The organism is Bacillus cereus group sp. BfR-BA-01310, assembly GCF_022664325.1.
Lineage (GTDB): Bacteria > Bacillota > Bacilli > Bacillales > Bacillaceae_G > Bacillus_A > Bacillus_A paramycoides.
On the sequence record NZ_JAKUHD010000004.1, the window covers coordinates 235,818 to 262,264 of the forward strand.

Sequence of the window (26,447 nt, forward strand, 5' to 3'; positions counted from 1 at the left end):
TTAAATACGTTCATAGAAATATAGAAAGGGGTTATACGATGGGACAATTTCAAAGTAATTTTCAATCGGCACAACAAATCGCTACGCAGATGAGGGCAGCTTCGGATACCATCCAAAGTGCAACAAGTCGTTCTATAACAAAGGCGACGCGTACTACGCTTGCTGTTAATTCAAAAGCACAAGAAGTGAACCAACAAGTTTTAGATTTGACAAAACAATTTTCTGCCGCCTTTCAACAAGCGGTTAATAATATTCATTCGGTAGCTAACGAGTTTGAGAGAATGGATAACGAACTTCAAAATACTTTTCGCTAATGTAATAACCTACGTAAAGTAAAACGGTAGGAGGAAAAAGATGAGTCAAGATATTGAAAAACAAATGAATCAATTAAATCAAAAATTACGAAGTGTATTTGACGAACAGAATCGGAATCAATCTGCGATTCAAACACAGGAACAAGTAGAAGAGGATTTTCATGTATGGAAAAATCAAAACCATCGTTTGTTTGACCGTATTTTAGGAACTTGGCATAGAGATAGAGAAATGTCATTGTTTTTTATGAATATGAGTCAAGATGCACAATAATAACTTAATCATTGTATCTCCTAAGACTCACCAAACCATCTTAGACCCTGCTTATCATTTTGGAAAAAAAGGGTTATAAATTTATAAGGGGAAGATAACATGAACAGTAAAATGACTAAAGATGATCTTATTAAACTTGTAGAACAAATATGTGATCCTAAATTACCAGATGAGTTGGGTAGTAAGTATATTGATATCTTAAAGGCGAATGTGCCTCACCCAGCTCCGAGTGACTTGATTTTTTGGGATTTTAGAGACTTAACGCCAGAAGAAATAGTAGAGATTGCTTTGAACTACAAAGAAAAAGAAGAGAAATAAAATATTAAAGGACAAGCTGCCCACCTAAAAATGGGCGGCTTTCTTCATTATCTAAATCTAAGCCAACTTACATAAAAATCACTAGCCGTAATATAGTACTTATGCCCCTTCGAATTATAAACACGATACTGCGGATACCCATTGACATTTACCTTTGCGTCGATTGTAAATCCTACTCCTGCATCTAAAGTACCAGCAACATCTTTATCCTGCCAAGAAAGAGCATCATAAAAACGTAGATTGTTAACTTTCGAAACAACTCGCTTCCCTACAATTGAAATATATTATCCACGAGATAAAGAATTAGCAAAAAAATTAATTGATAAAGTAAAATATGATATGGATCCAGATCATCGATGGGATTTAGGGCTTAATGGAGAAGATATTAGGAGTAACCTTCAATTTATGGATCAATTTACAAATAGAAGAATTGGTGGACTTTTAGGAGTACAATTAAAAGATGCTCCTTATGGTTCGAGAGTAAAAATAAATATCGAGAGGGAATAAAAAATGGATAAATCAGTATTAGAAAAAATAGAATTAGTTAAGAATATTTTAGGCGATGACCCATTTAGTTTGGTTATTGGTGAAATTGTGGAAGAAGAAAAAATAATTGATAAAAAATTAGAAGAGACTATTTTAAAAGATTATTATTTCATTACAAGCAAATATAAAATATTGAATGGTGGAGTAATCACTATATATGGTCATCAAAAACTTGAAAGTATTCAGTTTTATACGGAAGACATGCCAGGTGGTGCTGATAAATGGCTTTGTATAGGGACAATAGAAAATTACCCATTATTTATTGATAAAATTAATGGAGAAATATCTTGTTTGTTTGGAGATTTAATTGATCAAAACTTTGTTATTGAATCATATGGTGATTTTAATAATTTCTTACAAAATTATTATTTAGGACAAAAATATTGTGAATTAGGTAATAAGTTTGTTCAATCTGGAGGGATTAGTGACACAGTAGGTAGTAAAGATGATGATTGGTATCAATTACTAGAAGATCATAATTTATTGTAATACATTAAGTTGATGTGTTATGAATAACATTATAAAAGATAAATTTTTTATTTAAAAGAAATGTAAATATCTAAATAAAAAAGAAGAACTCCTTGTATTGAGGTAACGTTCTTCTTTTTTATTGATCTATGTAATTATCCATCAAAAATGTAATACTTACAGTTATTACGTAAAATTGGTATGATTTAGGTATCACTTCAAGGAGGTCATTACATGAGTTACGATACTATTGCTTCGTTACAACGTATGGAGCAATTAGAGCAAGCTCAAGCTGCACCTGGGAAACGTTTAGTTTTATAACGAGTAACTCCTAAAGTAGATATTGTTATTTTAGTTATTACTTTTCTATTAGCTGTTCCAACACTTACACTTTCAATATGGATATGGGCCACTTATTTTTCAATCAAGGAATTTACGTTGAAAACATATTTAGTGAAAAACGTTGCAACGGGCGAACAATTCTATGTGGAGAAACAAGACTTCAAACAATATAAGAGAAGTTTAAAGAATAAGGGAAAACAAGTTAGAAGAATATCTGATTTGTAATAAATAAAAAAAGCCGTCATAATGACGGCTCTTGTTTTTACTTAATAGTTACATGTTCCTCACGAATCCAACGATTACCACCAATATCTATTGCGTCGCCAACTCTTCCCCAAATACGATAAGGAGTAGAACCGTCAATATTTCCAACATGGTTAATACATTCTGGCTCACTATGAACTGCAATCCCCCAACCTACAGGATATTTAGAATGCGCATAGAACCATTTCACATCAAAATGTTTTAGGTAAGCCCACTGCTTTTCATTCCCAAGGCAGATCATGTCTTTTTCTCCACCACCCCAGTATCCTTTCTGGATTAAGTAAGGGATTTTTTGTGTGATACGTCCAGCAAAAATAGGATCCGCAGGATTTTCATATAGATTCACACCATAACCATCATCGTATTTCGATGTTGCATGTCCAATTCCCTCTTTTTGAATAGGCTGAATTGGATCAATTGGGTTAATTGGATTTAGTTCATTACCACCAATAAACCAAGATAATGGCTTGTCTCCATTTAGAACATTTAAGTCAACTTTTCCTACACCATCAAGCCAACCGCCTGTTTCTCCGTCTGCATATTGCCATAGATCACACGCATAGGCAGGTTTATTACTTCCATAACGAGGAATCCATAAAAAGTCTGCTTTCACCTTATTTAAACCATATTGATTGTACATATGATGTGATACATAAAATCCGACTTTCCAACCTGCCGCTTTACATGTATCAATAAAAGCTTGAGAAGCAGCTGCTAGATTGTCGGGGCCACAACTTTTTAATGTATCATCCTCACAATCCAGCACTAAGAATTTAGCATTTGAATTTGTTCTTTTCATAAAATCGTTCGCTTCCACAATTGCATCATTAACAGAAACATAGCATCCATACGCATAGGCAGCATGTGGAATGCCACTTTTCTCTAACTGCGCTACATGTTGTTTATATAATCCATCTACTGTATCTGATCCATATTGAACACGGCAAATCGCTAAACTAACTTGAGGAGCTAATACATCCCAATTAATACTGTCATTCCATTTTGAAATATCGATAATATGTTTTTTCATTATTGAACATCTCCCTTTTTCTCTTCTTGTTTTTGTTTACCACCTAAAATTTCAACTGCATTTGTCAAAGCTTGTGGAAGTGGAATTCCCATACGTCCAGCGTTTTCTAAAAGTGATAACAATTCATTACCCATGAAGAAGAAGATTGTTGCTTCACGGATAGCGCTATTACTGCCAATTGCAACATCTACTTGAGCAGCTACACCGACCAATAAAAAAAGCACCACTTTTTTAGCGATGCCTTTAAAGCCGATTTTACTTTTTAATTCTCCGAGTACAGTTGCAGCAATCATTCCTGTAGCGTAATCGATAATTGCCATTGTGATTAAAACCTGCAATGTCATATCCCACCCTCCCAAAAAGTACCCACAAAAGCCACCGAAGGTAAAAACAAATGATTTAATTAATACATCAATACGATCCATTTTCCCACTCCTTTATGCAAAATAAAAAAGACCAGCTTATGGCTGCTCTGGTTTCTCATTTATTAATTGTTTTAGTAATAATTCTTCTAACTTTGCGATTCGGTCTTCTTGACGAACTACCAAATCCTTTAATTCGTCAAGTTGATCCTGGACGGAAACTTTCTCACGTTTTTCTGCTTCAAACTTTTGCTTTAGTATTCCAATATCAAACTGCATATTGTCTGCTTTCCAGTCTAATTCTTGTACCGATTGCATTGTAATAGAAACAGAGCTATATAATGTAACTGCATTTTTTTCAGGAGTTGTAAATACATCATCAGAATCCTCAGCGATCATTCCGTAGTATATAGGCAATACATCAATTTCACCTGCATTGTACTTTTCAACGTCAGAAATCATATTGTATTTTTTAATACGTACAGAGTTGAGTTTTTGTAGCGCAGAGAACTCCAAATCTTCAATGTTTGTTTTGATTTTACGAGATGAGTTAGGAATAAATTCTCTGCCCCACACGCCCCCAGTTGCTGTAATGTTTCCATTTGCCTTTAATGTTCTTAACTCCATATCCCGCCATGCATTGCCAAACGTATCTTTAATCTGTAATCCAGTGTCATAACCTGATGCGAGACTGGATCTTATCATTACTCTACCCATGACTAAATCATGATCGTTGGCGCCATTGGAAAAGTATATTTTGTTACCACTTCCTTTTCTTTGGAAATTAAACTCACCATAGTTATTTGTAAAATAATGTGGTTCCGTTGTGGTCACTGAAAATTTACCGTATCCTGGAGCCCATCCAACAGAATTAAAAACAATATCATTCAAGCAATCAAAGTACAATCTTCCATCCGCATACGTATATAAATGGCCACCGTCATTTTGCATTTGAATAAATGTTGACCATCTATTATTCCCTTCCGCATTGTTTCCTTTAGAGATTCCAATCGTAGCCCAAGCTTTAGAAGGTTGTTCGAATCCATTAATTCGTGGAGTCGTTTGGTAAATATAGAATGAACCTGCACCATTGAATTTGGTATTATCAGAACCAAGAACAAATGTAGGGTTAATGCTTCCGTCTGTTGTTTCCGCAAACCCCATATAAGCACGCGGTTTGATTGTATCGCAAATTTTAAAGTCTTGATTGTTCATTTCAACGAATCTACTGCCAGTAGTTTTAAGTGTTACCCCTTCTAAAACTTGTCCTTTAATATGTTCAGCTGTGACAAATCCTTTTAATCCTATTCGTTTTGCATCAATGTCAACTGCTTCTGCTGATTGATTGATAGATGAGATTACAGTACCTTTTTGAACTGTATTTTTTATACCGTTTTCTGTAACCTCAATGCGTCCTTCCATCGCTTTTACATATGCACCTGTCGCAAATGTGCCATCTACTTCTTTTCTTGTGTATGTTTCTTCTTTTTTTGCACTGATTTCAACACCTTTTTCAGTTGCTGAAATTCTACGTTCTATATCTGTGACCTTTTGGTTATAGTCTGCTGTTGCTACCTTATCAGCCAAATCATCGATGATTTTGTCTTTATCGACCATATCATTTGGATTTTCGATAAAAGAACTTGCTTTAGTTCCTTTTTGCAGCATCGGGTGTGCCATCCAGAATGTACCGTTTTGAAGGACATACGCTCTGAGCCCGACAAGAGCAGCTTCGGGTGGAGTTACTTTTGTAAATTCCTGTCTCGTCCAAGTATCATTTTTTATAGTAAAATCATAGGTGCCAGCAGAAAACTGGGTACCATCACTTTTCCAAAACACAGCAACCATTCTAATTTTCTTATTGTAATGCTCATCTATATTTTTAGTCATAAAATATGCTGAAACAACAACATTTTCACCTGGTGTGACTGGAATTCTATTAGATGTAAAACTATTATAAGCAGGCGCGGTTTCTCCAGTAACGGTCAATTTTATGCTGGAATCACCTAAAAATGTTGTATCTTTGTCTACAACTGCTGGAAACTTAGATCCGAGTCCCCAATATTTTGTGCCCTGGGTAAATCTAGTGTTTCTAATTTCATTAGTTGGTCCGATTCCACCGATATAGTCCTCAACTTGCTTAATATCAACTTTTGCTTCAATTTTTTGTGATGTCTGTTCAATTTTAGTGTTAGCTTCAAGTATTTGTTTGCCTTGATCTGTTGTAGTGATGGTAAGTTGGTCAACTGTACTTGTTAAACCTTTTACTGATTTTTGAACTTCTGCGGTTCGTTCATCAAGAGTTTTTACATCTTTTCCATAATCCTTCACCAAGACTTCCCATTCTGTACCATTCCACTTTTTCAATATTCCAGGTTTACCTTGAGAGATATCCAGCCATAAGCTTTTCCCAGGCTCTAATCCTTTGGTAGGAGGGTTAACCCCTTCATAAATAGTTGTTTGATAGTTCTTTAGGTTTTCCACTACCTGTTCAGCTAACTGCTTTGCTGCTTCGGATTCTTTTTGAGCTGTATTTGTTTTCTTATCATTCTCTTGTACTAGCTCTTCTAGCTTATCTAATAATTCTTTGTTCGCTTTACTACCTAAAATACTAAGGATTTTACTGTACCATTTTTGCAATTCTTCATTTACGTTAACAATTTCACGATAGTCACCAAACACATATTTATCTTGTGTAGGGTCCGTGAATGATTCATCAGCAGCAATAGCACGAGCTTCAAGATACAATTTAGGTGTAAAGCCTGTATCTTTAATACGAATTGTATCGCCTTCATTAATAAGCTCATGAGCCAGTCCGAAAACTCGGCCGATACTTTGTGCATTTACTTCATAAGAAACAGATGTATTAACACGCTTTTTTATCTCCGTTTTCATAAGAGTTAGTAATCGTTGCGGTGTAATAGCCTCTTCTGTTTCAGGACTGTAAAAACCGAATTTATGTTGACCGCGCTCATTCCATCGCTGAAATGCATCGACATCCACAATATAGGGGACGCCATTGTTTATATCTGCAATAGTGAGAACTTCTTTGCCTTCTTTTTTGACAAAACCGATTAAAGCTGTACAAATGTTTTGTGAGTTTTCAATACGCTTAATGCCCATCAAATCTTTACCAAGAGTTACTTCTTTTCCTGTTTCTCGACCGCGTTTTTTTACCATATCTACATAACGGCCGACTATTTGAGATCCGACAACTTCAGCGCGATATTGAATTTCTAATTCGAATAAAGAAGCGATTTTCTTTAAGAAACTCAACGGATCAATGAATTCATCAATCGTCATTGAATGGAAACCAGAATACTCTGTTTGGCCACGTTTCCAATTTGTACCCACAAGCGCCATATCTACAAGTTCATTAACTGTCTTGACTTCTAATTCTTGTGGGGGAATAATTCCAGCTTTTGCAAGTTGAATCCATTCGCCAGATGCATAAGCAATTACCGATCTATCGTCTGAATCTTTTTCAGCTTCGGTGATTACATAAGGAACTATACGGCCATCTCTTACTTCTTTTAACACTAAATTCTGTTGCATCAGAGTTGCTGCATGTTCTGTATTATCAAATACTTTAAATTCTAAAGTATCAATGTTATTTTTAATCTCCCAATGTCGTTTATCATCCCAATAATCTTTTGGTTGTATAGTTGAAACGATTTGACTCGTTTTAAAATCAACAACATGTAATATGCCACTTGGTGTTCTCATCTGAATCGCTCCCTATACGTTACCTTTGCTGCCCCGACAGTTGAAGGCATTATTTCTAGTTTATTCGAACCTTTTTGAACAACAGGATAATCACTAAAAATATCTTTTAGATTAATAGCTCTCTTACCATTTATCGTTACAATACTTCGTTCGGTATCAATGGTTACTTTGTCACCAACATCAAAGATATAAGGAGGATTGCTTTGCGTATTCATGTTGACTTTCCAAATTTTCAAGTCATCAATGGACATTTGCGAACAAAACATGTTGTTTGAAAACTGAGAAATACTGATTTGAACTTGAGCGACCTTACTCATATTGACGTTATTTTCGTCTACCCACACCACAAACCTTTCAGCATCATCGATCTCCGTGCCTAATATGAATTTAGAAATATATGCTTCCCATCTGTTCCCGGTTCTAGCAAGCCATAAGCGGCCCCTAAAATTTGTCCAAGTATCTGGATGATCTCCATGCTCGTTGATAAAGACTCGTCCGCCTGGTTTTTTACTATTCCCAACAGAAGCAAATCCACTATTTTGCTCCGCTTCCCATTGAACATCTGACATAGATATACGGGCTACATAATCGCTATTTTCATCTAACAATCCTATTTCAATCCGTCCCATTTGGTCCCAATGATAACTATTAATGTGTACATAGGCCTGCATGATGAAATCCTGTAGTGGTCCTTGTGGAATATTCTTTTTGGCTATACAACCATGCCACCCTTTTACTGTAGGTTCGCCCAGGTATTCAGCCATAAAACGATATCCATCTGTTTTAAACTTCCCTCCACCCGTCATATCTTCTGTTTTAGGAACATTTGTCCATCCCACAGTAGTTGACATTTCATCCCATAATACACGCTGATTCCTTTCGACAGGAACTTGATCAGCTTTAAGTGGATATCCAATGCGAAAATAATTCGTTCCATTCCATACATCAAGAAATGTGGAAGGCTTCGCTACTTCAACTTCTATAATTGGATTAGACTCCACACTGCCTTTGTTTTGAATGTTTGCTAATAACCCTTGGCTGTCTAACTTAAAATCTACTGTTCGGGTTGGTCCTAATTTATAAGGCATTGGACAAATAAACTTTAAAGTACCTTTACCAAGGGTTACAAATTCATCAGGATCAAATTCTTCATCCACAATTGCTAAATACGTTCTATTTGGTTCTACATCAAAAATAAGCTCTGCTGGTTGCTCTGTAATTAACCAACTTGCAATGTCTTCTTTTAATAATTCCAAGTCCCCACCATCAGGAACTATAATACCTACAGGAATAGATAAAACACGCATTTCCGTTTGTGTGTTTAATAATCTTGCACCTGGATATCCTGGAACACTTAGAAAATTCCGTTTCAATGGTGCCCATGTTGGTCTTTTCCATCCTTTTTCTATTTGAACAAATTTTTTTCGTTGATTGTTAAATGTAAAAGAACTCATGTTAACACCTCTTTTCTTCAATAAAATAAAAGAAACCCTAACCTAAAAGGCTGAGTTTCTTTTTGCTTCTCTATCTTGATACTCGGTTGTATATCGGTACGTACCACGTGCAACTTCTCTTCCTTCTAGAATTACAGGAACTTCAATTGCTAATCCACTTCCCTGCATTGGGAATGTACCGTCTACTCCTTGAGCTTGATATAGTCCATTAGCTTGTACACCTATATTACCCACATTTACTGTTGGTATTGCTGCTTCACTCATTGCATTAGATGCTTGATTTATTAGTCCAATTGAATTTTCCATACCAAGAGCAAGTCCAGCGCCAATTTGCTTACCAACTGCATCACGCATAAGTCGTGAAGGAGAATGGATGTCAAAGAAGTCCGTGAATCCTTCTTTAATGCTACTTCCGATTGAGGCTACTTTATCCCAAACCGCACCAGCCATTGAACCTATACCATCAATTAAACCTTGGATTATATTTTTACCAATGCTTAATAAGTTTATCTGTTTAAGAGTATCAACTATTTTAGGTATTATGTCTGTTACAATTGTAGAACCTAATTGTCCCACCATACTTACAATGCCTTTTATTAAAGCCCAAATTAATTGCACACCAGCCTCAAGGATTTTAGGTAAATTCCTAATTAATTCTCCAGCTAAAGTAACGATTAAATTAAGCGCTGCCCCTATTAATTGAGGTATAACTTGTACAATACCTGCAATTAACATAAGCAAAATTCTGATACCTGCTTCAAGTATCTTTGGTAGATTTGCAATTAATGTGGACGCTATTTTAACAATTAAATCTAATGCTGCATTAATAAGCTGTGGTAAAACTTGCACAATACCATTAATTATTGCCATTAAGATTTTAATACCAGCATCGATTATTTTAGGTAGATTCGTAATCAGTGTATCCGCTACTTTTGTTATAAGATTTATTGCTAAATCAATTAACTGCGGTAGCATTTTAATGATCCCATCTATTAAGCTAGTTAAAACTTTAACACCAGCTTCAATAATCATAGGAAGATTTTGAGTAATAGCATTTATTAAAGTAGTTATAACAGTAATAATTGCTAATGCAATCATAGGTAAAGCTTGTGTAATTCCCGTAATTAACGAAACTAGTAAATTTATACCCATTTCAATCAATTGAGGTAAAAATGACATGATCCCATTAATAATGGTTTGAATAATCGTTACAGCTATTGGAATTAGCTGTGGAATCATCAACATAATGCCATTAATTAAAGTCATAATTAATTGAAGTCCTGTTTCTATGAGCGTAGGTAGGACTTGTACAATTCCAGAGATTAATGTTTGAATAATTTGGATTCCCGTTTGAACGATCATAGGAAGATAAGTAGCAATCATTTGTGAAATTGTATTTATAATCCCCACTATCGCTTCAAGTATGATTGGAGCTGCTACCACTAATCCATTCACAAGATTTGAAATCATTTGCGATCCAGCTTCAAGAAATTGTGGTAAAGCTGTTGTTACAAAATTAGCTATGTTATTAAAATTATTAGTGATCGTTTCAATGATAATTCCTGAGTTTGCATTCAGATACTCTGCAATTGCTGGTAAATAACGAGATACAGAGACGAGAACGCCAGGAAGTCCACCGATAATTGCACCTGCTATAGTAGGACCAATCATCTTAAAGATTTCACCCAATTGGCTAAAATCTCCTGAAAAAACAGCTTTTACTGCATCAAAAAGATGAAGACAAGCTTCACGTATTTTACTAACTGCTAATCCTATTATTTCAGCTGCATCTTGGAATCCTTTTGGTAAATGGGTAATCCAATCATTTAAGTGATCGCCATCTGCTGCTGTCCAGAATAGATACTTCCCTAATGAAACGAGTATATCTATAAAGCTCTGTATACCACTTATCACGCCAGTAATACTATTTTTAAAGCCTTCATTAGTCTGCCATAAATGTTTCATCCACACGATTATTCCTGTTATAGCTGCGGTGGCGGCTATGAATCCAGCTACAACTAACGCAACTGGACCAGCAATAGCCCCAATACTTACACCTACTATTCCAGCAATACTGGATAAGGTTACAAATACCGGGGCTAAAGCCATGCATGCTCCAATTAATATTCCCAGTGTGACAACAATAGTTGTTAATGCTGCGGCTAATGCTGGATGTGCTGAAATCCAACTTGCAAAGGCTCCAATTATATTGGCTATTACACCTAAAAGTGGTTCAAGGGCCATTTTTAAATCACCCATTGCCTTTTGAAACTTTATAGCTGGACTTGCATCCATTTTCTTTATCATTTCATTTAGCTGTTCTTGATTCTTGTTTAAATCTATAACTTTATCTTGGGCACCAATTAATGTATTAGTGATATTCTGTCCTTGGTCTTCATACATTGTCCCAAAAAGTTTAACGCCAATCTCATTTCTCTTTGTTTCATCTTCAATACTTACTAATGCTTTAGCAATCTCTGTCATAGCGGCTGAACCTTCTTTACCGCCTTTTGCTACAGATTGTCCCCATTTTTGCAACTGTTCTGCTGAAATGTTAGTACCTTGAATGGCTTCTGTCATTGCTTTATCGACACCTTGACCGAACTCAGCCGCTTTAATACGACCTTCTTTCAGACCCGTAATGTTCAGTGAAACTCGCAAAGTTTCACCCGTCCTCTAAGGACAGCTTACTGTCACCAGCAAGACCAGACTATATCATCATCTTTGTAAAAGATGCTCCCCGTTTCGGATGTCATTGGCTTACACCCTACGTCTTTCGACTAGTCGTTACACACTTCCTATTTATAGGATTGGCTCGGTATTGTCTCTTGTGTGAGAGTTCCACCGAATTAGAGGAGTTTGCTATGAATGTCACCACTCATAGGGACAATTGTTTATCCAATAGATTGTCGATATTCCAAGTACCAGTTTCAACACCAGCCTCCATAATCGCTTGTACCTCTTCAGCATTGTAACCAGCTCTCGTTAGCTGTCCACCATACTCAGCGATAATGTCCAATTGCTCAGGTGGGAACCCGATTTTCAACAGTCGATTCGTTAAACCTAATGCCGTATCACTGGTTATTCCTAATTCATTGCCAATTTCATTTGTTTCTTGAATTAACTCAGTAAAATCTATACCTGCATAAGCACTTGCGACCGCTCCTGCTCCTTTTACAATTGAAGCGTTCGCTTTATCACTGACGTTTTGATTTAATGCCCATTGTCTCCGTGTACCTTCCAGTGCTTCTTCCACATCAACACCATAGGCTTCTATACCTCTAACAGCTTGTTCAACTGATTTCTTAGACGATGCTGGGACTTCAAAAGTTACATCAATTTTCGTTTTTAATTTAGAAGTATCAAGAGCCTTTTCAATTACTCCTGATATACCGCCAGCTGCCATTGCTCCACCTAACATATTTTCCAAACCGATGTCTAACTCTTTGAAGCTTTTACCTGCTCTTTCAGCTTCTCGTGAAAGATCTCTTAAATCATTTCGAACTTGTTGTATTGAATTGCCATCATCCACAGAACGAAGCGCACGTTGTAACTTCTCAATATCTGCTTCTGCTCCTAATGCTTCTCTTCCAATAAGACCAATCGCTTGATCTAACTGTCTACTTGTTGCCGTACCGCTTTTTATTGCATTCACAAGACGATTTCCTAATGCTCCTGCAAAATCATCAACGCTTTTTCCTGTTGCACTAAATAAGGTTTCTAATTGTCTTGTTGAACTTGCTACGTTATCTTGCTCTGCTTTTAATCCGGCTAGTTTCCCTTTTAACCCATTAAGCGATCCTTCTGTAAATTCAATTTCACGCCTAAACGCACGATACTGTTCTTCAGAAATTTTACCATTTTGAAATTGAGCTTGGACTTGTTGCTCCGCAGCCTTCAACTTATCTAGCTTTTGTGTTGTATTTTCAATTGCTTGTGTAAGTAATTCTTGTTTCTGAGCAAGTGCTTCAACATTACCTGGGTTAAACTTCAAAAGACGTTCAACATCTTTTAATTCTTTTGTTAAATCATTACTACGTTTATTTACATCTTTTAAAGCGTTTTGAAGTCCAGTCGTTTCTCCACCAATTTCAATCGTAATTCCTTTAATTCTTCCGGTCATAATCTCACCTCTATTCCTTAGAAGGAATTAAAGTCTTCTTGAGTTGCTTTTCGTACCTTTTCCTTTTGAGGTTTTTGCATTTCTAAATATTCATCGATATAATCTAGGCACATACCTATTGTCATATCTTCTAAATCAGCTTTTGTAAGTTTGCATTTATAACACAAAACAAGGAACGTTTCAGTCGTGAAAACATCACCCTGATTCGCTCCTTGTGAACTACTATTCTTGCTATCTACAACTTTTTTTTAGATTGAATTGTGGAAGCTATCATATCTTGGATATCTTCTAAGATTTCAATGATTGGAAATTCATCAAATGAATCTAACCACACCATAGGCTCCGGTATGTCTTTATCTGCTGTTTTCGCCATCGTCCAAACGAGATTATAGAACACCTCAAAATCCACACTATCTAACTTACTTGGATCTAAATGCTCCATATCAATTTTCCCAAGTGGTGCTAATTTAAGTAGCTGCGCGAAGTAATCTTTACCAAATTGCGCTTTAAATCGGATTGGTGTGCCTCCTGTACTTTTTAAACGAATATCTTTTCCATCTACAGTAATTGTTTTTTCCATTTACTTACGCTCCTTTTGGTACTTCTGGTGTTTTTACATATACTTTTTTGTACCAGTCGTTATAAATTGCTTGTGTTGTTTTAGCTGTTGTTTTTGTTTTAACCATTGGTCGTCCGCCAGGCGCTAAAACGATTGGACTAGAAACAAACTTCAATTCATTTGTATTTGGCTCAGCTGAATTTGTTTTTGTTTTAGATGCAATTGTTGGACGACTTGCTGCACAGTTATACATAACATGTCGAGTCGCGTTCACATCACCATCAAACTCAAATAATAAGGCGAATGGTTTTCCTTTTGCATCAGCTAATTCACTTAATACACCATCAGTTTCATCTAATACCTCACCAAGTGCATCGATAGCAAATTGCTCTGGGATAGTGGCAATATTCAATGTTCCATCGTAACCTTGGTTATTACTTGCCGCGTAATAAAGCATGTCATCCGCATAGAATTCAATTAAATCACCGCGTGGCTCAAATGTTAGTTCAACCCCACCGCGTAATGGAATTGGTGTTCCGAATGTCACTAAAAAATCTTTAATATCTAATGGCACATAATGTACATTTTTTAAACCGAATGTTACCTTATTTTCATTCATTTATAACAACCTCGTTTCATATGATTTTTGATACATTTTTTCAGATTCAATAAAAGCCTCAAATGATTCATAAGGTATCTCATGATCATCTAAGGCTTTTTCTAATTTGGCTTCTGCAGCCAAGTCTTTTTTTATTGTATAAAGTTCAATACTTACATCACTTATCTGGTGATGAACCTTGTTATCAGCCATCATGTTTGATGATCCATCCACAAGGAAACAAATGTATGGCGGTTTTGGTACCGGTTTACCTGGTGTTGCTGTGAAATGTGAATAAGCCACAGGATAACCTGTAGCTTCAAGAATTTTTGTTAATTCACCTAATGTCATTGACGAATCGCCCTTTCAACAAGTTCAGTAAATTCATTTATTGCTTTTTCTTCAGCTGGAGCAATATGAACTTTACCTGGCACACGCCCTCCACCAGTTGCTTTAGCATGTCCCTTTTCTAACAAGTGTGTTAACTGTGGTTTCAATGCATTATGAACGATGATTGCATCGCCATCTTTTTTCTTACGCCATCCGTTTGCATATTTACGTCCACTGGTACGTTTACTTTTAGGGCTTTTTTGCTTTAATTCATTCAAAAGATTGTCTGTTACCTTTTCCTTCGCGGCTTCCATGTCTTCTTCCACAACATTTGCATATCTTTGTAATTCTCTAGCAATCTCACTCGCAAAATCGTTCATACTAAACATGCTCCTTTGCGATAATAGTCAATGTCTGATACATTTCATCATCATTCATTGGCGGTTCGATAATATCAAAGATACGACCTTTCATATTAATTCGCATTTCTTCTGTAATACCAGAAGTGTATGGAATCACAAATCGATAAATCAGTGTGGCCTGTGAAGCTGAAGCTTCAATATACTCAGAACCCTTCACCGTTTTTATCATCGCCCAAGCTTTTTTTACTTCTTTCCAATCTGTTTCAATTGGCTGATTCAATTCATCTTTTATTACTTCAGGTTGTTCAATGATAATTCGATTTCTAAAATCACCTGTATTAAGCGGTTTTTTATACTGAAAAGGACGCATATTAATCACCGTCCAGTTTGATTTCTTCTAATGCTTTATCAATGCCTAAACTATTAATCTGACTTAAAAAATTCTTATCAAAATACTCAAGAGCATCATTATAGACATAACGAGAACGTTCAAAGACTAATTCCTTGAACTCCTCGTTATTATTTAAATCATAATCCCCACAAACCCTAAGTAATGCCTTGTTAGACGTAGAAAGGATGCGCTTTAGGTTATCATCTTCCTCATCACCTAAGTGCATCCGCTCCTTGAATTGCTGCAATATTTCATTTGAAATTTCTATTTCCATTCATATCACCCTTGAACTGGTGGAGTTGATGTTTCTGCAACTTTTAATTCATAAACTTGTGCTGCATATTTGTCTTTTGGCTTACCTGTAGCATATTGTTTAGCAATATAAAGTGTTGCGTCTTCTAACGCTAACGTTTGGTCAAACTTTTTAATCGGCTCCGTTCCACCCATCGCTGCGATATACTGTCCTTTAACAAAAAACAACACTTTCCCTTGAGGTACAAACACTGATTCTGTAGGCGTTGGATTGAATGGCAAGCTCGTCACATAAACACCAGCCGCATTTAAAGTTGTCGCATTTGCTTGAACGTCAAATGTGTCAAACGGATTCGTCACCATAACCACTTTTCCAGCAATGTTCTTTGGCTGATCTGCATCTTTACCATCAGCTTTTAACTTTTTAGCAAGTAACTTAACAACATTTTTCAATTCGTTAATTGTTTTACGACCTGGCTCAAAAGTTAAAGTACCAGCAACCTTTTTATCTGGATATACTCCATTCGTAACACTTCCACTTGGGTCTTTTAATAATCCAATAGGCTCATTTTTACCTGTGCCAGCTACAAATCCTCGCTCTAATCCAACTGCCATTGCTTCTGTAATCATTGTGCGAACATAACGTTCCACCCATACTGGTCCTAAATTTAACATATCATTTGATAATGGAATAAATGCTGTTAATTTAAGTTGAGTAATAGGCTCTTTTCGGAATGTAGCATTTAGTTGACCTTGAATATCACCAAATAATGGTCCCCATACAGCCGCGCCTTCTGGATCTCCATAGATAAGTTCTGTAACGGCTCCTAAATTTTCTAATCCAATATGTTCTAAGAATGGATGTCCACTCACTAAATCATCAAAGATTCTCTCTTGTGTTGTTTTAGGTAGAATCTCAGTATCTTTAAATCCACCATCTTGAACAACTGCATTAAAGAACTTCATTTCCTCACTTGTTAGTACATTAGCGCCACGAGACTGCATAATAGAACGATCTACCATTGATTCATTCACTTGATTTAAGATATCTGAACGAACATCTGTAGCAAGTGCTTCAATCATGGAGTTTAATGCTACAGATTGTTCTTCCGCTGTACCTTCCTGTGTCGCTTTCGCAAAAGCTAATTTCTTCTCTTCAAAATTATTGAATTTAATTACCATATTTTATTTTCCTCCTAAAGTTAAAAAGAGCGTACTCAAATTCTGTTTTGTATTAACAGGATTTTGAATAGGCTCTTTTGGATTTGTATTTGTTTGTAAATCATTCAGGATTTCGTTTTTTAATCCTGATAATGCTGCATTTAAATCTTCTTTTGTAATTCCTTGACCTTTGTTCATTGTTCCATTTCTAAAGCCATCAATTACCTTCTGTGGAAGCATGGCAGTAGTAGAAGCTGAAGCTGTCATTTTAACCTGATTATCCATAAACATGATTTCATCCACAAAATTATTTTCTAATGCTTGTTGTGGACCCATCCAAGTTTCTTCAGCCATCATATTAAGTAGTTCTTCTTCTGATTTACCACTTTTAATGACATAGGCGTTTACAATTGCTCGATCTGTTGTTTTTAACATCTCAGCCGCCTTTTCCATGTCACGATGATCGCCACCATTCCACATAGAAGCATTATGAATCATAATTTGTGCTGTAGGTGAAATTCGGACTTTATCACCAGCCATCGCAATAACAGAAGCCGCACTTGCAGCCAAACCAACAATTTGAACTTCCACATTACCAGGATAATTTTTTAATGCTGTATAAATTTCTGACCCTTCGTGTACATAACCACCAGGACTATTAATTGATACGATTAAATCATCACCATTGGCATTAGTTAGTTCTTTTGAAATTTTACCTGGGCTTGCAGCATCCATTTCAAACCAGTCATAAATCCAGGCCTCATCATTAGAAATAATTGGCCCTTTAACGTCAATTTTCACCGTCATTTTTATTCTCACCTCCTTTATCGATATTCATTTCAGCGTAGTTCTTTGTAATATAATGTTTATCCAAGTTTGGATCATTAGAAGCTTCATATCCGGCTTCTAATCTCATTTCATTACCTGTAAATGCACTAGAAGAAATGAGTTTATCAATACTTGTTGCAAGATCGAATATATTCTGATAAGAAACAGCTTTAACCTCAATCTTTTGTCCTGAAAGATATTCATTCATTTCGAAAAATTTAACATTTGCTTCATCTGAAATCTTTTTTAATAAAGGATTCACTGTGAACAACATGTAATTCTTTGTTTGTTTCTCTACATCAGCCATTTCTCCATACAATAGAGCCGTAGGAATACCAATAGCCATTGCTACTTGATTTAAAAAACCATTCGTTACTTTATTGATTTCTTCCACACTTTGTCCAGAACTCCCACCACCAGATGATGTCTCACTGAATTTAAAACCTGGTTGTTGAGGTACAATTGCAATATCTTTTTCTCCAAATGCTTTGTACATTTTCTCAACGAACTTTTGCAATTTCCCTCGACCTTCTTCAGTCTTTGCCATCTGAGCTTCTACATCTACTACACCGCGAATTTGATTTTTACGTTTTTGAGAACTTAATATTCGTCCAAATAGATCGCCATAATCAATAAACAGCCCATCAATTAGTGGTGACAACTTATCATTACGATATTTCAAATGAATAACTTCGCTTTGTTTAAATGAACGCTTAAACTCATAATCTTTTACTACTACATTTGTAAAAGTATCTTCAAACACAGCAAATTCATTATGGTGAAAATAATCCGCAATAAGTAAGTCTCCATCATCAGCTTGGATTACTAGACATTCATTTTCATAGATAAGTTTACGAATTATCTTTTCCCAAAAAGTGCTAGCTGTCATATTCTTATTCGGTCTAACATTCAAGCGATAATACAATTCATTTTTTAAAAATTCTTCACTATTTTTAACCCTGAATTCTGATTGGCTAATTGTCCTACCTAAAAAAGAGACGCATGTTTCAATAGCTAATCGCTTCATATGAGCCCTATTCGATGTTTCTGAAACTATATCATCATCGTACATATAATCTAATTCTTTATTCCTATTAAAGACATTATCAAGCCATCCAATTGTAATCACCCCCTTAAAAATCAATTTCATCTAGCATAAAGTCGAATTCATCCACAAGAATATTATCCGCTTGCCATAATGCATGAATGAAAGCCTGGAATCCATCTGTTTTGCGCTTAAATTCATCTTTCTTCAGATATTCTTTGTTGCCGTCTTTTTTGATGTGGACGTAGACGTTGTTGGTGTACCAACGCATTAATGGATTATCTCCAAAAATAATACGATTGTTTGCAAATAATGTTTCAACCCTTGGTGCTAATAAAGAATGAATCGCCTTCGGATTACGAATATACAACAATATGAATCCCTCAGCTTCAAGTGCTGTTTTAACAAGATCAAGACGGAATGTATCGGCTACTATTGTATTGAATCCGTATATCTCACGCATTTTTACAAACCAATCTACAATATGTGAGATATTAATTACGGGCTCATCTAGAATAGTGAGCAAACCTTGTTCTTCCCATTCCTGGATAGGAGCTTTTAATTTAACTTTGTCCAAGAATCCTTTACGGACAAAGGAATGAGTTTTCCAAATGTAATCCTCATCATGTTTAAACAGTAAACCAACCGCCGCGAAGTCTTTGATGCTGGCGAAGTCGAGGCCGCCCACAGCTACTTTGTGTTTTAAATCTGGAATTTCTCTAAGTGTTTCTCCATCTTCTTCAAAACCAGTACGCATTATTTCTTCCCATGAAGCTACAGACTTTGTTAAATCTGTTTCGGGATAATTCATACGCTTTGTCATGAATTCTTCACGGTTTGAAGGATTATTTGCTAATTGTTTATATTGAGTTAATACCTTTTTAAATAATTGTTTAGCATAAGAACTTCTCGGCTCGCTAAACATCGGATTCGCTTTTTCCCACACATCAGGATTATCAATTTCTTCTGGATTATCAATTTTGCAGATGAAAGGAAATAATGGATCTTCTAAATCTTTTCCTTTTAGAATATTCATAGCTCGTTCTTTCGTCTTGTCCAGGAAACCATCACGAACAAAACCATCTGTACCAATAAAAAATTCTCTAGCATTTGGCACTTTTCCAAGTCCACTAGAGAATACATTTACTACATCAAAGTTTTCATATTGATGTATTTCATCATAAATAACACAACCGTCACGAAGTCCATCCTTAGACTTTGCATTTGATGTGTGATATTGCATAATACTTTTCGTATCATTACCAAGGATTTCAACCTTAGTACGATAAAACATATCTTCTAATACTTCTTTACCTTCAATTGCATCATACACTTCACGAAACGATACTTTTGCTTGCTTCTCATTGTTGGCCACAATCGAAACATTGTATCGATCTATTCCGTGTAGTGGACTAATGAAGAAATGGCATAACGATGAAATCAAACCATTTTTACCACCACCACGAGCCATCATAATAAGAAATTGCTCGTAAAAAATAGAATCGTCTTCTTTATAAAACAAGAAATTAAATGCCGTTAGGAACTTTTGAAACGGCTGCAATTCAAAATACCATTTCTCAGTGAATTTTATATAATCTTCATGCATTTCATTATCGAAATACAGGTCATCTCGTATTAAAATGTATTTCTCCAGGTACTCAATTAGCATTATGCGCTCTTTATTTAGCTTAATTTTCCCTGTCTTATACATTTCAATATATTCATCAACGTATTGATTTTGAATCATGTTAAATCTTTAGCTGAGCGCGTATTTTTTTGAGGTACATTACTTACTTCAGCAGATGCTTCCAAACCAAGCGCGCCTAAAATCTTTATCATTCGATCATTGGTTTTATGTAAATCATTGATGGAAGGATTGGATTTTGGGCCATGCATACCAGATATTTTTATTCCGGTATCTTGAATATCATCGATAAGCTCACACTTTAAATCCCACAATGATAAATAGTCTTGAACTAAATCTTCATAATGATTTCCAATGATTTTTTTCTTTTTCAATTGGCTGTATAAGTCTTTTTCAATACGTTCTCTCAAGGTTTCACGACTGATTGTAGCCACTAGATCCCCTCCCTCCTGATTTACATTAGTTTCCAATTTAATATAACGCGCGAAAACAGTGATAAATTTGGAAAATCGACCCCCTCCTCCGGTGCCCCTTAGACGAAAAAAGAGTGAAATATTTTAGGGGGGTGTTATTTTCAAATCATTTTTACCATTTTTCATCGCTTTCCCATTTATTCGGTTTCTTTTTAAATGTTCTTCCGTGTTCTTTGTTGTGGCAATCAACGCAAACCGTTTCAAGATTATCTTTCTCTAATGCAAGATCTGGATGATGTTCGAGTTCTTTTATATGATGGACAACTAACTGTATCTTCTTACGCCTTGCACTCTCACTGTACTCATTGGTGTCTGTTTGAACGCGACCGTTACGTTTACATTCCTGACACTCATAGTTGTCTCGCTTCTTTACTTGTTCTCTTAACTGTTTCCATTCACCACTATCATAGAACTTACGCTTCTGTTGTTTGGTTTTGTATTCATTCATTGTTCTTTATTTTCAAATAAACTATAAATGAATTTACCAACTACACTTTCACCAGCTTCTTTCATTTGCTTTAGTGTTGAATTATTAACAATCTTCTCTAATTCTTCATCTAATTGTTTGAATAAATCATTATCATTATTGTTATTAAGTACTTCATCACCTAGCCCTTGAACGAATGCACCAATAACAATTGCTATCTCAAGCTTAGACAGTTCCATTCACCATCATCCTTTCCGTACGTTCTACCCATTGCTTACCCAACTCAGTTAACTCATCACTCACTCGGTCATGCATCTTATCGTGACACCTTCCACACAGGCTAACCAGATTACACGTTGTTAAACGTAACTCCAGCCTATTCCTTAATGGATGGATATGATGTACTGTTGTAGCTTCTTTGTTCTTGCCATATCGTTTACATTCCTGGCATCGATACTCATCACGCTTTAAAACTTTTAATCTTTTACTCTTCCATTGCTGTGTCTTGTAGAAATTCATGCAATCACTCCAAAATAAAAAGACACCATCGAAAGGATGCTTAAAATATTTAGTCAACTTGATTTAACTATTTTTATGCCGTCTTCTTTAATTTGCTTGGTTCTTTTTTTATACATTAAAAAGCATCCAAATTAATGGATGCTTTATCTTATAACTATATGTTTGAAAGAACATTTTACAAAATATTGTTTCTTGCTGCCCATCGGCGATAGATACCTTCATCAGTTTCCTCTTTTAAAGGATCCTCAGAAAAACAAAAACTGAATTCAATATAATCTTTCAGTTTCTCAAATAAATCTGGTCGCAGAGATTCTGCTTTCTGGTTATTTTCAGGTCTTCTTTGCTTAGGCGTACCATCTTTTTTCATTCCATTTCTTTTAAAATCAAAACAGTATCGACCAATTCCTGCCTCTCTATTATTATTCAAGTAATTTATAATAGTATTTTTTAATAATGGCGCTTTATTTTTAATTACTCGATTTGGAATAAAAGCAGAAAAATATTCTGTAAATTGTTTAGTAATATCACCTGAATTATCTTTATATTCAATCCCGAAAAAATTTCTAAAAGATGTCAAATTAGGAACATGTATTTTAGTCGTATCTGCATATGCACAATAACTTTCGTTCCCATTTCCCATTTTAATAAACTCTAGGTTTACAATTGCGTATTTATTTTCCTTCTTTTCTCTATCGGATAAGACTTTCACAAGAACAACAAATTCTTGCTTTTTATACTGGAATAGAAAAGCTTCTACAGCCCAATTTCTTTTTTTTAATTCATCTCTGATGATTCGTAAGTTTCCTAAAGGCGCTTTTTGTTTAGAATCTATAACCACGAATTACACTCTCCTTAAATCTGAATATTCGACAAAAGGAAGGTATTTTCCTGCAATAAAGAAAACACCATTAAAAGGATGCTATAAATACTAAGAATTAAATCTAGCTTTTGAAAATGAACAAAGGTTGTCTATAAAAAAATCAAAATTACCTTCATCTTCTTTTAAGTAAAATTCAAAGTTTATCGAAGCATTGCAACAATCAATAGACTCACTTCTGTCATCTGGATATGTTATAACTAATTTCCCAACCCTAATTCCCTCAACATCTAAAACTTTAATATTTTTACTATCTGTATCTTCAAATTTAATCGAGTGGGCTAATCCTTTTTTTTCAATAGCGTTCTCAATTTCTTTAAATACATTTTTTAGTCGAAAATCAATCATTCTTTCCACCTCACTTTTATCCACTAAATATCAATTTCGACAAAAAATGAGATTCACCTACAAAAAACCTTCGTCAAATTACGACATTACAAAAGAGCAACCATGCACCAGTTGCCCTTTCGTCAAAATCTTATGTTATTACTATAATCGATATTTTCAAGAGTTAACATTCATAAAACTGGGTGTCAGTAAAGTGCAAGTTCTTCAGCGAACTTTATTCTTCTTATTATTTCAGCATGTTTCTTATAGATATAACTAGAACTGTAATTCATATCCTCAGCTATTTCTTCTAATGTCATTCCGTCCACATACTTCATTTTTAACACTTTATTTTCTAATCCTTTAAACTTACTAATTAGTTCTAACAAATTGTGCATTTCATTCATCTTATGTGCTAATTCGTATTCAATCGCTTCTATACGCTTCTCTACTTTTGCACCTTCCGATTCAGCAGTTAAACGTACATCTTGCAAATCACCACTGATCCAGCGTTTTAATTCAGCTTTTGTTTTGTCTAAGTTGTAATCTAAATAAGCAATATCTTCTTCTAATTTCTGATAGTCTTTCAGCCAGTCAAACAAATGATGATTCACCTCCTTTTATACAACTCAAAAACTGTCTAAAAATTTCTTTTTTATTCATTTAGCACCTTAAACTAAAATATTATATTAATTAAATATTGAACATGTCTGATATTTACATAATTATTATTTGTTCTAATAGAAGAATTAATTATTAAACAGTTAATATTTTTTCCACATTTGTTCGATTCTGGTCATTTATAAATTCCATAAAGTAAACGCGTTATTGTGAAAACTTTAAAAAACAATATTCTTTTCTAATACTACTTCTATATGCTAGTCTATTACTATATTTAGAAAAAGGAGGGATTATATGGTAAGGCCTGTTTCTGCTGACCATATTATGTTTCAAGAGTGCATTAATATCTTTCGACCCGAAAATACTTCTCACATTGTCATGAAAGACAATTCGGAGAAAATAGAACATATTGTTTTGGACTTTGAATTACCGTACGAACTAAACTTTAAAAACTTTAAAATTCACCCTACAAAAAGTATAAATTTTGGTAGTTCTCCTTATAGGAGTTTTATTGCTCCTGTAACTTTTTTAGACTATACAGTGCGCTTCAATAGTCATCTATACACTATTGCATTAAGTTCTTTAATATCTTTTGTCACTTCTCGCCCAGCTAAAGCTCCTAGAGATTCATACCCAGGCCTTTTAAATTATGACGCTCTAGCTCTAATACTTCCTAATAAAGTTGCTGGAACTGGAGCTGTAAGTACAACTATTCCTGAGAAGAAAATTCAGCAGTTCACCTCAGAATTAGATGAAATTGTCAATATACTTCACGAACTGCCGTACGAAGATTATGAAAAATTTATGCAAGCCATTCGCTTAATAAATTTGGCTCATATTAACAAAAGAGATGACTTTGCATTAGCTTACTATCTACTTGTATCTGCTATTGAAGCCATTGCCCAAATTGCGATACTGCCTGAAATAACAGAAGATCCACAAGAAAAAAAATGGGAAGAATTAGCGCAAGAACATAAACCAATTAAAAGCTTGTTAAATCAATTTAGGAATTACAGAAATAATAGTGACCAACTAACAAAACGGTTTACCAAGTTTGTTTCACAGTATTGCCCAAGTTCACAATGGTTTGAATTAGAACATCAAGATGAAGACAGATTGGCGTCCTATGGAGACACAGGAGATTTCAGTTGGTTAACAGAAAAAAAATGGTATGAAGTCTACCCAGACGATTTAAAAACAAAAGACCTGAAAAAAATCGTTGAGGATACATATAGGTACCGTTCTAAATTTACTCATGAAGGAAAAGCACCTCCTCATACCTCTCCTGACACTTCAGAACGTTTTTTCGAGAAAGTAAGCATGTGGAATGATAAAAAAGGGTTTGAAGAAAAACTTCTTATAAACTACAGACTTTTATCTTTCATTGCTAAAACCTCAATCCTAACTTACATGAGAACACTTCGTGAACAGTTGCATAATTAAAAATTTGACTCTTAAGTTCAATATAAACTTAAGAGTTTTTCTGTATCACCAAGTAACTTGACACTCATACCAGGTCTTGCTCTCCCTTAAACCAAACGTATACACCTTGATAATTACTTGAACATTTCATCCGCTTGTTATCTACCAAATAACGCTTTCGTTATAAATCATTCATAAAATTCATCAATAGACATTTGTGAAGGTTCAAGAATGATAGAAACATTTTCACCAGCAAACGGATAAAGTTTATTAATTTTATCTTTCATATCACCTTTTACATTGAATTTCAGGGCAGTTTTTTTACTATCACGTTGAATAGAAGCAAATTCAGCACCAATTGGTTCAACATCACTCTTCTCCACAGTTAGGTAAACAATAGTACCTGGCATTTTTAATAGATCATCAGCATGTGGAAGTTCATCACTTAATACATGAAACATTAAAACTTCCTTTTTATCGTCCTTTTGCATTTTCTTGAATAATACGTTCAATTTTACGTTTGTCATGGTTCAGGCTCCTTTTGTATTAGATTGATATTAGAACTAAAGTTTTTCTGTTATTTCTGTACGTTTCTAGCCTTAGAAAGTCTTTCAGCCGCTTTCTGTCTTTGTTCTTCCGTCATAACTCGTAAATTTTTCATTGTTACTTGTTTTTCTTGAAGAATGCCTTTAACAGCTGTTGGTCTTCCATCCTCTTCTTCTAAGGTTTGTAATTCACATAGATTAGCTAGTTTTCTAATGTGTTTCGGAACGATAGAGTATACATTCCACTGACCTGTACTATTATCAAAAACCAGTGTAGTTTCTTGTTCTTCACGAGAATAAGTCATATTAAAAAGCTCCTGTTTTCAGATAGTGTCTTGCTTGATAATAAAAGTGATAATATATCCAGTTACCACTGTACTTGTTATCTAAATACACAATTTCAAAACCGTATTTCGCTTTAAATGTATTGAGTCTTCCAAGTAATGCTAACGGGCTGTATTTCGAACGATACTGACCTTTTAACATTTTTTCATAGCCTTTAGGGTCTTCCACAATTAAAGTGAATGGAATGTCTTTCGAACGAATCAATTCATTTTCAAACGCTGTTTGCGTATCCTTTTGTAAGTTCCCTGTAATCTCATCCATGTGGGCTTTCCGTTCTACTCGGCTATCTAAATAAATATCACGTGGTATTCCCAACTCTTCATTTTTTGGAATCATGCAACCGTAATCGCCCGTATCTAGCTTTTGAATCTTTACCGGTATATCTTTTTGATTTAAATAATCAAGGATATGACCATTTACGTTTTCACGAGTATCAATCACGATTGTTAGTATTTTAAGGATGTTGTTTATTTCTTTATCTGTGTAATGAAAACGAATCATT

General features: G+C 35.0%; 28 protein-coding genes and 7 pseudogenes. 8 read left to right on the top strand and 27 right to left on the bottom strand.

What is annotated here, in order from left to right; translation table 11 throughout:
* Positions 1-38: 38 nt before the first annotated feature.
* From MR109_RS11645 to MR109_RS11655, 4 genes and pseudogenes are all read left to right on the top strand, one after another.
* Entirely contained in the window at positions 39-314 is a 276-nt protein-coding gene (locus MR109_RS11645; protein ID WP_242272144.1) for a TIGR04197 family type VII secretion effector, read from the top strand.
* 40 nt (positions 315-354) lie between these two features.
* Positions 355-582: pseudogene (locus MR109_RS11650) on the top strand (DUF3958 family protein); the annotation flags it as partial.
* Position 583: 1 nt separating this feature from the next.
* A pseudogene (locus MR109_RS30405) lies at positions 584-664 on the top strand (HNH endonuclease); the annotation flags it as partial.
* A gap of 20 nt (positions 665-684) precedes the next feature.
* Positions 685-903, top strand: coding sequence for a bacteriocin immunity protein (locus tag MR109_RS11655; protein WP_105588409.1), 219 nt, complete (start codon positions 685-687; stop codon positions 901-903).
* 47 nt (positions 904-950) lie between these two features.
* Here the strand turns inward: MR109_RS11655 and MR109_RS11660 are convergent.
* Positions 951-1,181 (bottom strand): annotated as a pseudogene (locus tag MR109_RS11660) (N-acetylmuramoyl-L-alanine amidase); the annotation flags it as partial.
* Here MR109_RS11660 and MR109_RS11665 point away from each other — a divergent pair.
* From MR109_RS11665 to MR109_RS30055, 3 genes and pseudogenes are all read left to right on the top strand, one after another.
* The gene (locus MR109_RS11665; protein ID WP_242272145.1) at positions 1,144-1,410 is read left to right on the top strand and encodes a hypothetical protein; all 267 of its coding nucleotides are present in this window, start codon (positions 1,144-1,146) and stop codon (positions 1,408-1,410) included. The pseudogene MR109_RS11660 and the gene MR109_RS11665 overlap by 38 nt on opposite strands.
* A gap of 3 nt (positions 1,411-1,413) precedes the next feature.
* Positions 1,414-1,938, top strand: a complete 525-nt coding sequence (locus MR109_RS11670; protein WP_048517219.1) for a hypothetical protein — start codon at positions 1,414-1,416, stop codon at positions 1,936-1,938.
* Positions 1,939-2,151: 213 nt separating this feature from the next.
* Positions 2,152-2,484: pseudogene (locus tag MR109_RS30055) on the top strand (hypothetical protein).
* Between the two features lie 37 nt (positions 2,485-2,521).
* Here MR109_RS30055 and MR109_RS11675 read toward each other — a convergent pair.
* From MR109_RS11675 to MR109_RS11785, 23 genes and pseudogenes are all read right to left on the bottom strand, one after another.
* Positions 2,522-3,553 carry a GH25 family lysozyme gene (locus tag MR109_RS11675; RefSeq protein ID WP_242272146.1) on the bottom strand — a complete coding sequence of 344 codons (1,032 nt, stop codon included), beginning with the start codon at positions 3,551-3,553 and terminating at the stop codon, positions 2,522-2,524.
* Positions 3,553-3,978 (bottom strand): phage holin family protein, encoded by a 426-nt coding sequence (locus MR109_RS11680; protein ID WP_242272147.1) that lies wholly within the window; start codon positions 3,976-3,978, stop codon positions 3,553-3,555. Before MR109_RS11680 ends, MR109_RS11675 begins: the two co-directional genes overlap by 1 nt.
* Positions 3,979-4,014: 36 nt before the next feature.
* Positions 4,015-7,641, bottom strand: coding sequence for a phage tail spike protein (locus tag MR109_RS11685; protein ID WP_242272148.1), 3,627 nt, complete (start codon positions 7,639-7,641; stop codon positions 4,015-4,017).
* Positions 7,638-9,095 carry a distal tail protein Dit gene (locus MR109_RS11690; protein WP_242272149.1) on the bottom strand — a complete coding sequence of 486 codons (1,458 nt, stop codon included), beginning with the start codon at positions 9,093-9,095 and terminating at the stop codon, positions 7,638-7,640. Before MR109_RS11690 ends, MR109_RS11685 begins: the two co-directional genes overlap by 4 nt.
* Before the next feature lie 42 nt (positions 9,096-9,137).
* Positions 9,138-11,498, bottom strand: coding sequence for a phage tail family protein (locus tag MR109_RS11695; protein ID WP_242272251.1), 2,361 nt, complete (start codon positions 11,496-11,498; stop codon positions 9,138-9,140).
* Between the two features lie 493 nt (positions 11,499-11,991).
* Positions 11,992-13,218, bottom strand: a pseudogene (locus MR109_RS11700) (hypothetical protein); the annotation flags it as partial.
* 235 nt (positions 13,219-13,453) lie between these two features.
* A complete protein-coding gene (locus tag MR109_RS11705) occupies positions 13,454-13,798 on the bottom strand; it encodes a hypothetical protein (protein ID WP_242272150.1) in 345 nt (114 codons plus the stop codon).
* A gap of 4 nt (positions 13,799-13,802) precedes the next feature.
* Positions 13,803-14,396, bottom strand: coding sequence for a major tail protein (locus MR109_RS11710; protein ID WP_242272151.1), 594 nt, complete (start codon positions 14,394-14,396; stop codon positions 13,803-13,805).
* Positions 14,397-14,726 (bottom strand): hypothetical protein, encoded by a 330-nt coding sequence (locus MR109_RS11715; RefSeq protein ID WP_242272152.1) that lies wholly within the window; start codon positions 14,724-14,726, stop codon positions 14,397-14,399. It abuts the gene before it with no gap.
* Positions 14,723-15,094 carry an HK97 gp10 family phage protein gene (locus MR109_RS11720; RefSeq protein ID WP_098619280.1) on the bottom strand — a complete coding sequence of 124 codons (372 nt, stop codon included), beginning with the start codon at positions 15,092-15,094 and terminating at the stop codon, positions 14,723-14,725. Before MR109_RS11720 ends, MR109_RS11715 begins: the two co-directional genes overlap by 4 nt.
* The gene (locus tag MR109_RS11725; RefSeq protein ID WP_242272153.1) at positions 15,087-15,437 is read right to left on the bottom strand and encodes a phage head closure protein; all 351 of its coding nucleotides are present in this window, start codon (positions 15,435-15,437) and stop codon (positions 15,087-15,089) included. Before MR109_RS11725 ends, MR109_RS11720 begins: the two co-directional genes overlap by 8 nt.
* A 1-nt stretch (position 15,438) precedes the next feature.
* A complete protein-coding gene (locus MR109_RS11730; RefSeq protein WP_242272154.1) occupies positions 15,439-15,732 on the bottom strand; it encodes a hypothetical protein in 294 nt (97 codons plus the stop codon).
* 5 nt (positions 15,733-15,737) lie between these two features.
* Entirely contained in the window at positions 15,738-16,892 is a 1,155-nt protein-coding gene (locus MR109_RS11735) for a phage major capsid protein (RefSeq protein WP_242272155.1), read from the bottom strand.
* A gap of 3 nt (positions 16,893-16,895) precedes the next feature.
* Positions 16,896-17,678 (bottom strand): head maturation protease, ClpP-related, encoded by a 783-nt coding sequence (locus MR109_RS11740; protein WP_242272156.1) that lies wholly within the window; start codon positions 17,676-17,678, stop codon positions 16,896-16,898.
* On the bottom strand, positions 17,662-18,828 hold the full coding sequence (locus MR109_RS11745; protein ID WP_242272157.1) for a phage portal protein: 1,167 nt from the start codon (positions 18,826-18,828) through the stop codon (positions 17,662-17,664). The genes MR109_RS11740 and MR109_RS11745 overlap by 17 nt, the downstream gene beginning before the upstream one ends.
* Positions 18,829-18,832: 4 nt before the next feature.
* A complete protein-coding gene (locus MR109_RS11750; RefSeq protein WP_242272158.1) occupies positions 18,833-20,491 on the bottom strand; it encodes a terminase TerL endonuclease subunit in 1,659 nt (552 codons plus the stop codon).
* Entirely contained in the window at positions 20,488-20,823 is a 336-nt protein-coding gene (locus tag MR109_RS11755) for a P27 family phage terminase small subunit (protein WP_242272159.1), read from the bottom strand. The genes MR109_RS11750 and MR109_RS11755 overlap by 4 nt, the downstream gene beginning before the upstream one ends.
* A gap of 151 nt (positions 20,824-20,974) precedes the next feature.
* On the bottom strand, positions 20,975-21,310 hold the full coding sequence (locus tag MR109_RS11760; RefSeq protein ID WP_242272160.1) for an HNH endonuclease: 336 nt from the start codon (positions 21,308-21,310) through the stop codon (positions 20,975-20,977).
* Positions 21,307-21,528: a hypothetical protein gene (locus MR109_RS11765; RefSeq protein WP_242272161.1), complete on the bottom strand. Its 222-nt coding sequence runs from the start codon at positions 21,526-21,528 to the stop codon at positions 21,307-21,309. The genes MR109_RS11760 and MR109_RS11765 overlap by 4 nt, the downstream gene beginning before the upstream one ends.
* A gap of 76 nt (positions 21,529-21,604) precedes the next feature.
* Positions 21,605-21,808, bottom strand: a pseudogene (locus MR109_RS11770) (HNH endonuclease); the annotation flags it as partial.
* A 175-nt stretch (positions 21,809-21,983) separates the two neighbouring features.
* On the bottom strand, positions 21,984-22,646 hold the full coding sequence (locus MR109_RS11775) for a DUF6037 family protein (RefSeq protein ID WP_242272163.1): 663 nt from the start codon (positions 22,644-22,646) through the stop codon (positions 21,984-21,986).
* Between the two features lie 90 nt (positions 22,647-22,736).
* Positions 22,737-23,033, bottom strand: coding sequence for a hypothetical protein (locus MR109_RS11780; protein ID WP_242272164.1), 297 nt, complete (start codon positions 23,031-23,033; stop codon positions 22,737-22,739).
* 185 nt (positions 23,034-23,218) lie between these two features.
* Complete coding sequence (locus MR109_RS11785) at positions 23,219-23,614, bottom strand: sigma factor-like helix-turn-helix DNA-binding protein (RefSeq protein ID WP_242272165.1); 396 nt, start codon at positions 23,612-23,614, stop codon at positions 23,219-23,221.
* 313 nt (positions 23,615-23,927) lie between these two features.
* Between MR109_RS11785 and MR109_RS11790 the strand changes: the two genes are divergently transcribed.
* Complete coding sequence (locus MR109_RS11790; protein ID WP_242272166.1) at positions 23,928-25,076, top strand: hypothetical protein; 1,149 nt, start codon at positions 23,928-23,930, stop codon at positions 25,074-25,076.
* Positions 25,077-25,246: 170 nt separating this feature from the next.
* On the opposite strand, the pseudogene MR109_RS11795 reads toward MR109_RS11790, so the two are convergent.
* The 3 genes and pseudogenes from MR109_RS11795 to MR109_RS11805 form a co-directional block, all read right to left on the bottom strand.
* Positions 25,247-25,582, bottom strand: a pseudogene (locus tag MR109_RS11795) (hypothetical protein); the annotation flags it as partial.
* A 50-nt stretch (positions 25,583-25,632) separates the two neighbouring features.
* On the bottom strand, positions 25,633-25,905 hold the full coding sequence (locus tag MR109_RS11800) for a hypothetical protein (protein ID WP_242272168.1): 273 nt from the start codon (positions 25,903-25,905) through the stop codon (positions 25,633-25,635).
* 1 nt (position 25,906) lies between these two features.
* Positions 25,907-26,446, bottom strand: coding sequence for an ERCC4 domain-containing protein (locus tag MR109_RS11805; protein ID WP_242272169.1), 540 nt, complete (start codon positions 26,444-26,446; stop codon positions 25,907-25,909).
* Position 26,447 lies beyond the last annotated feature (1 nt).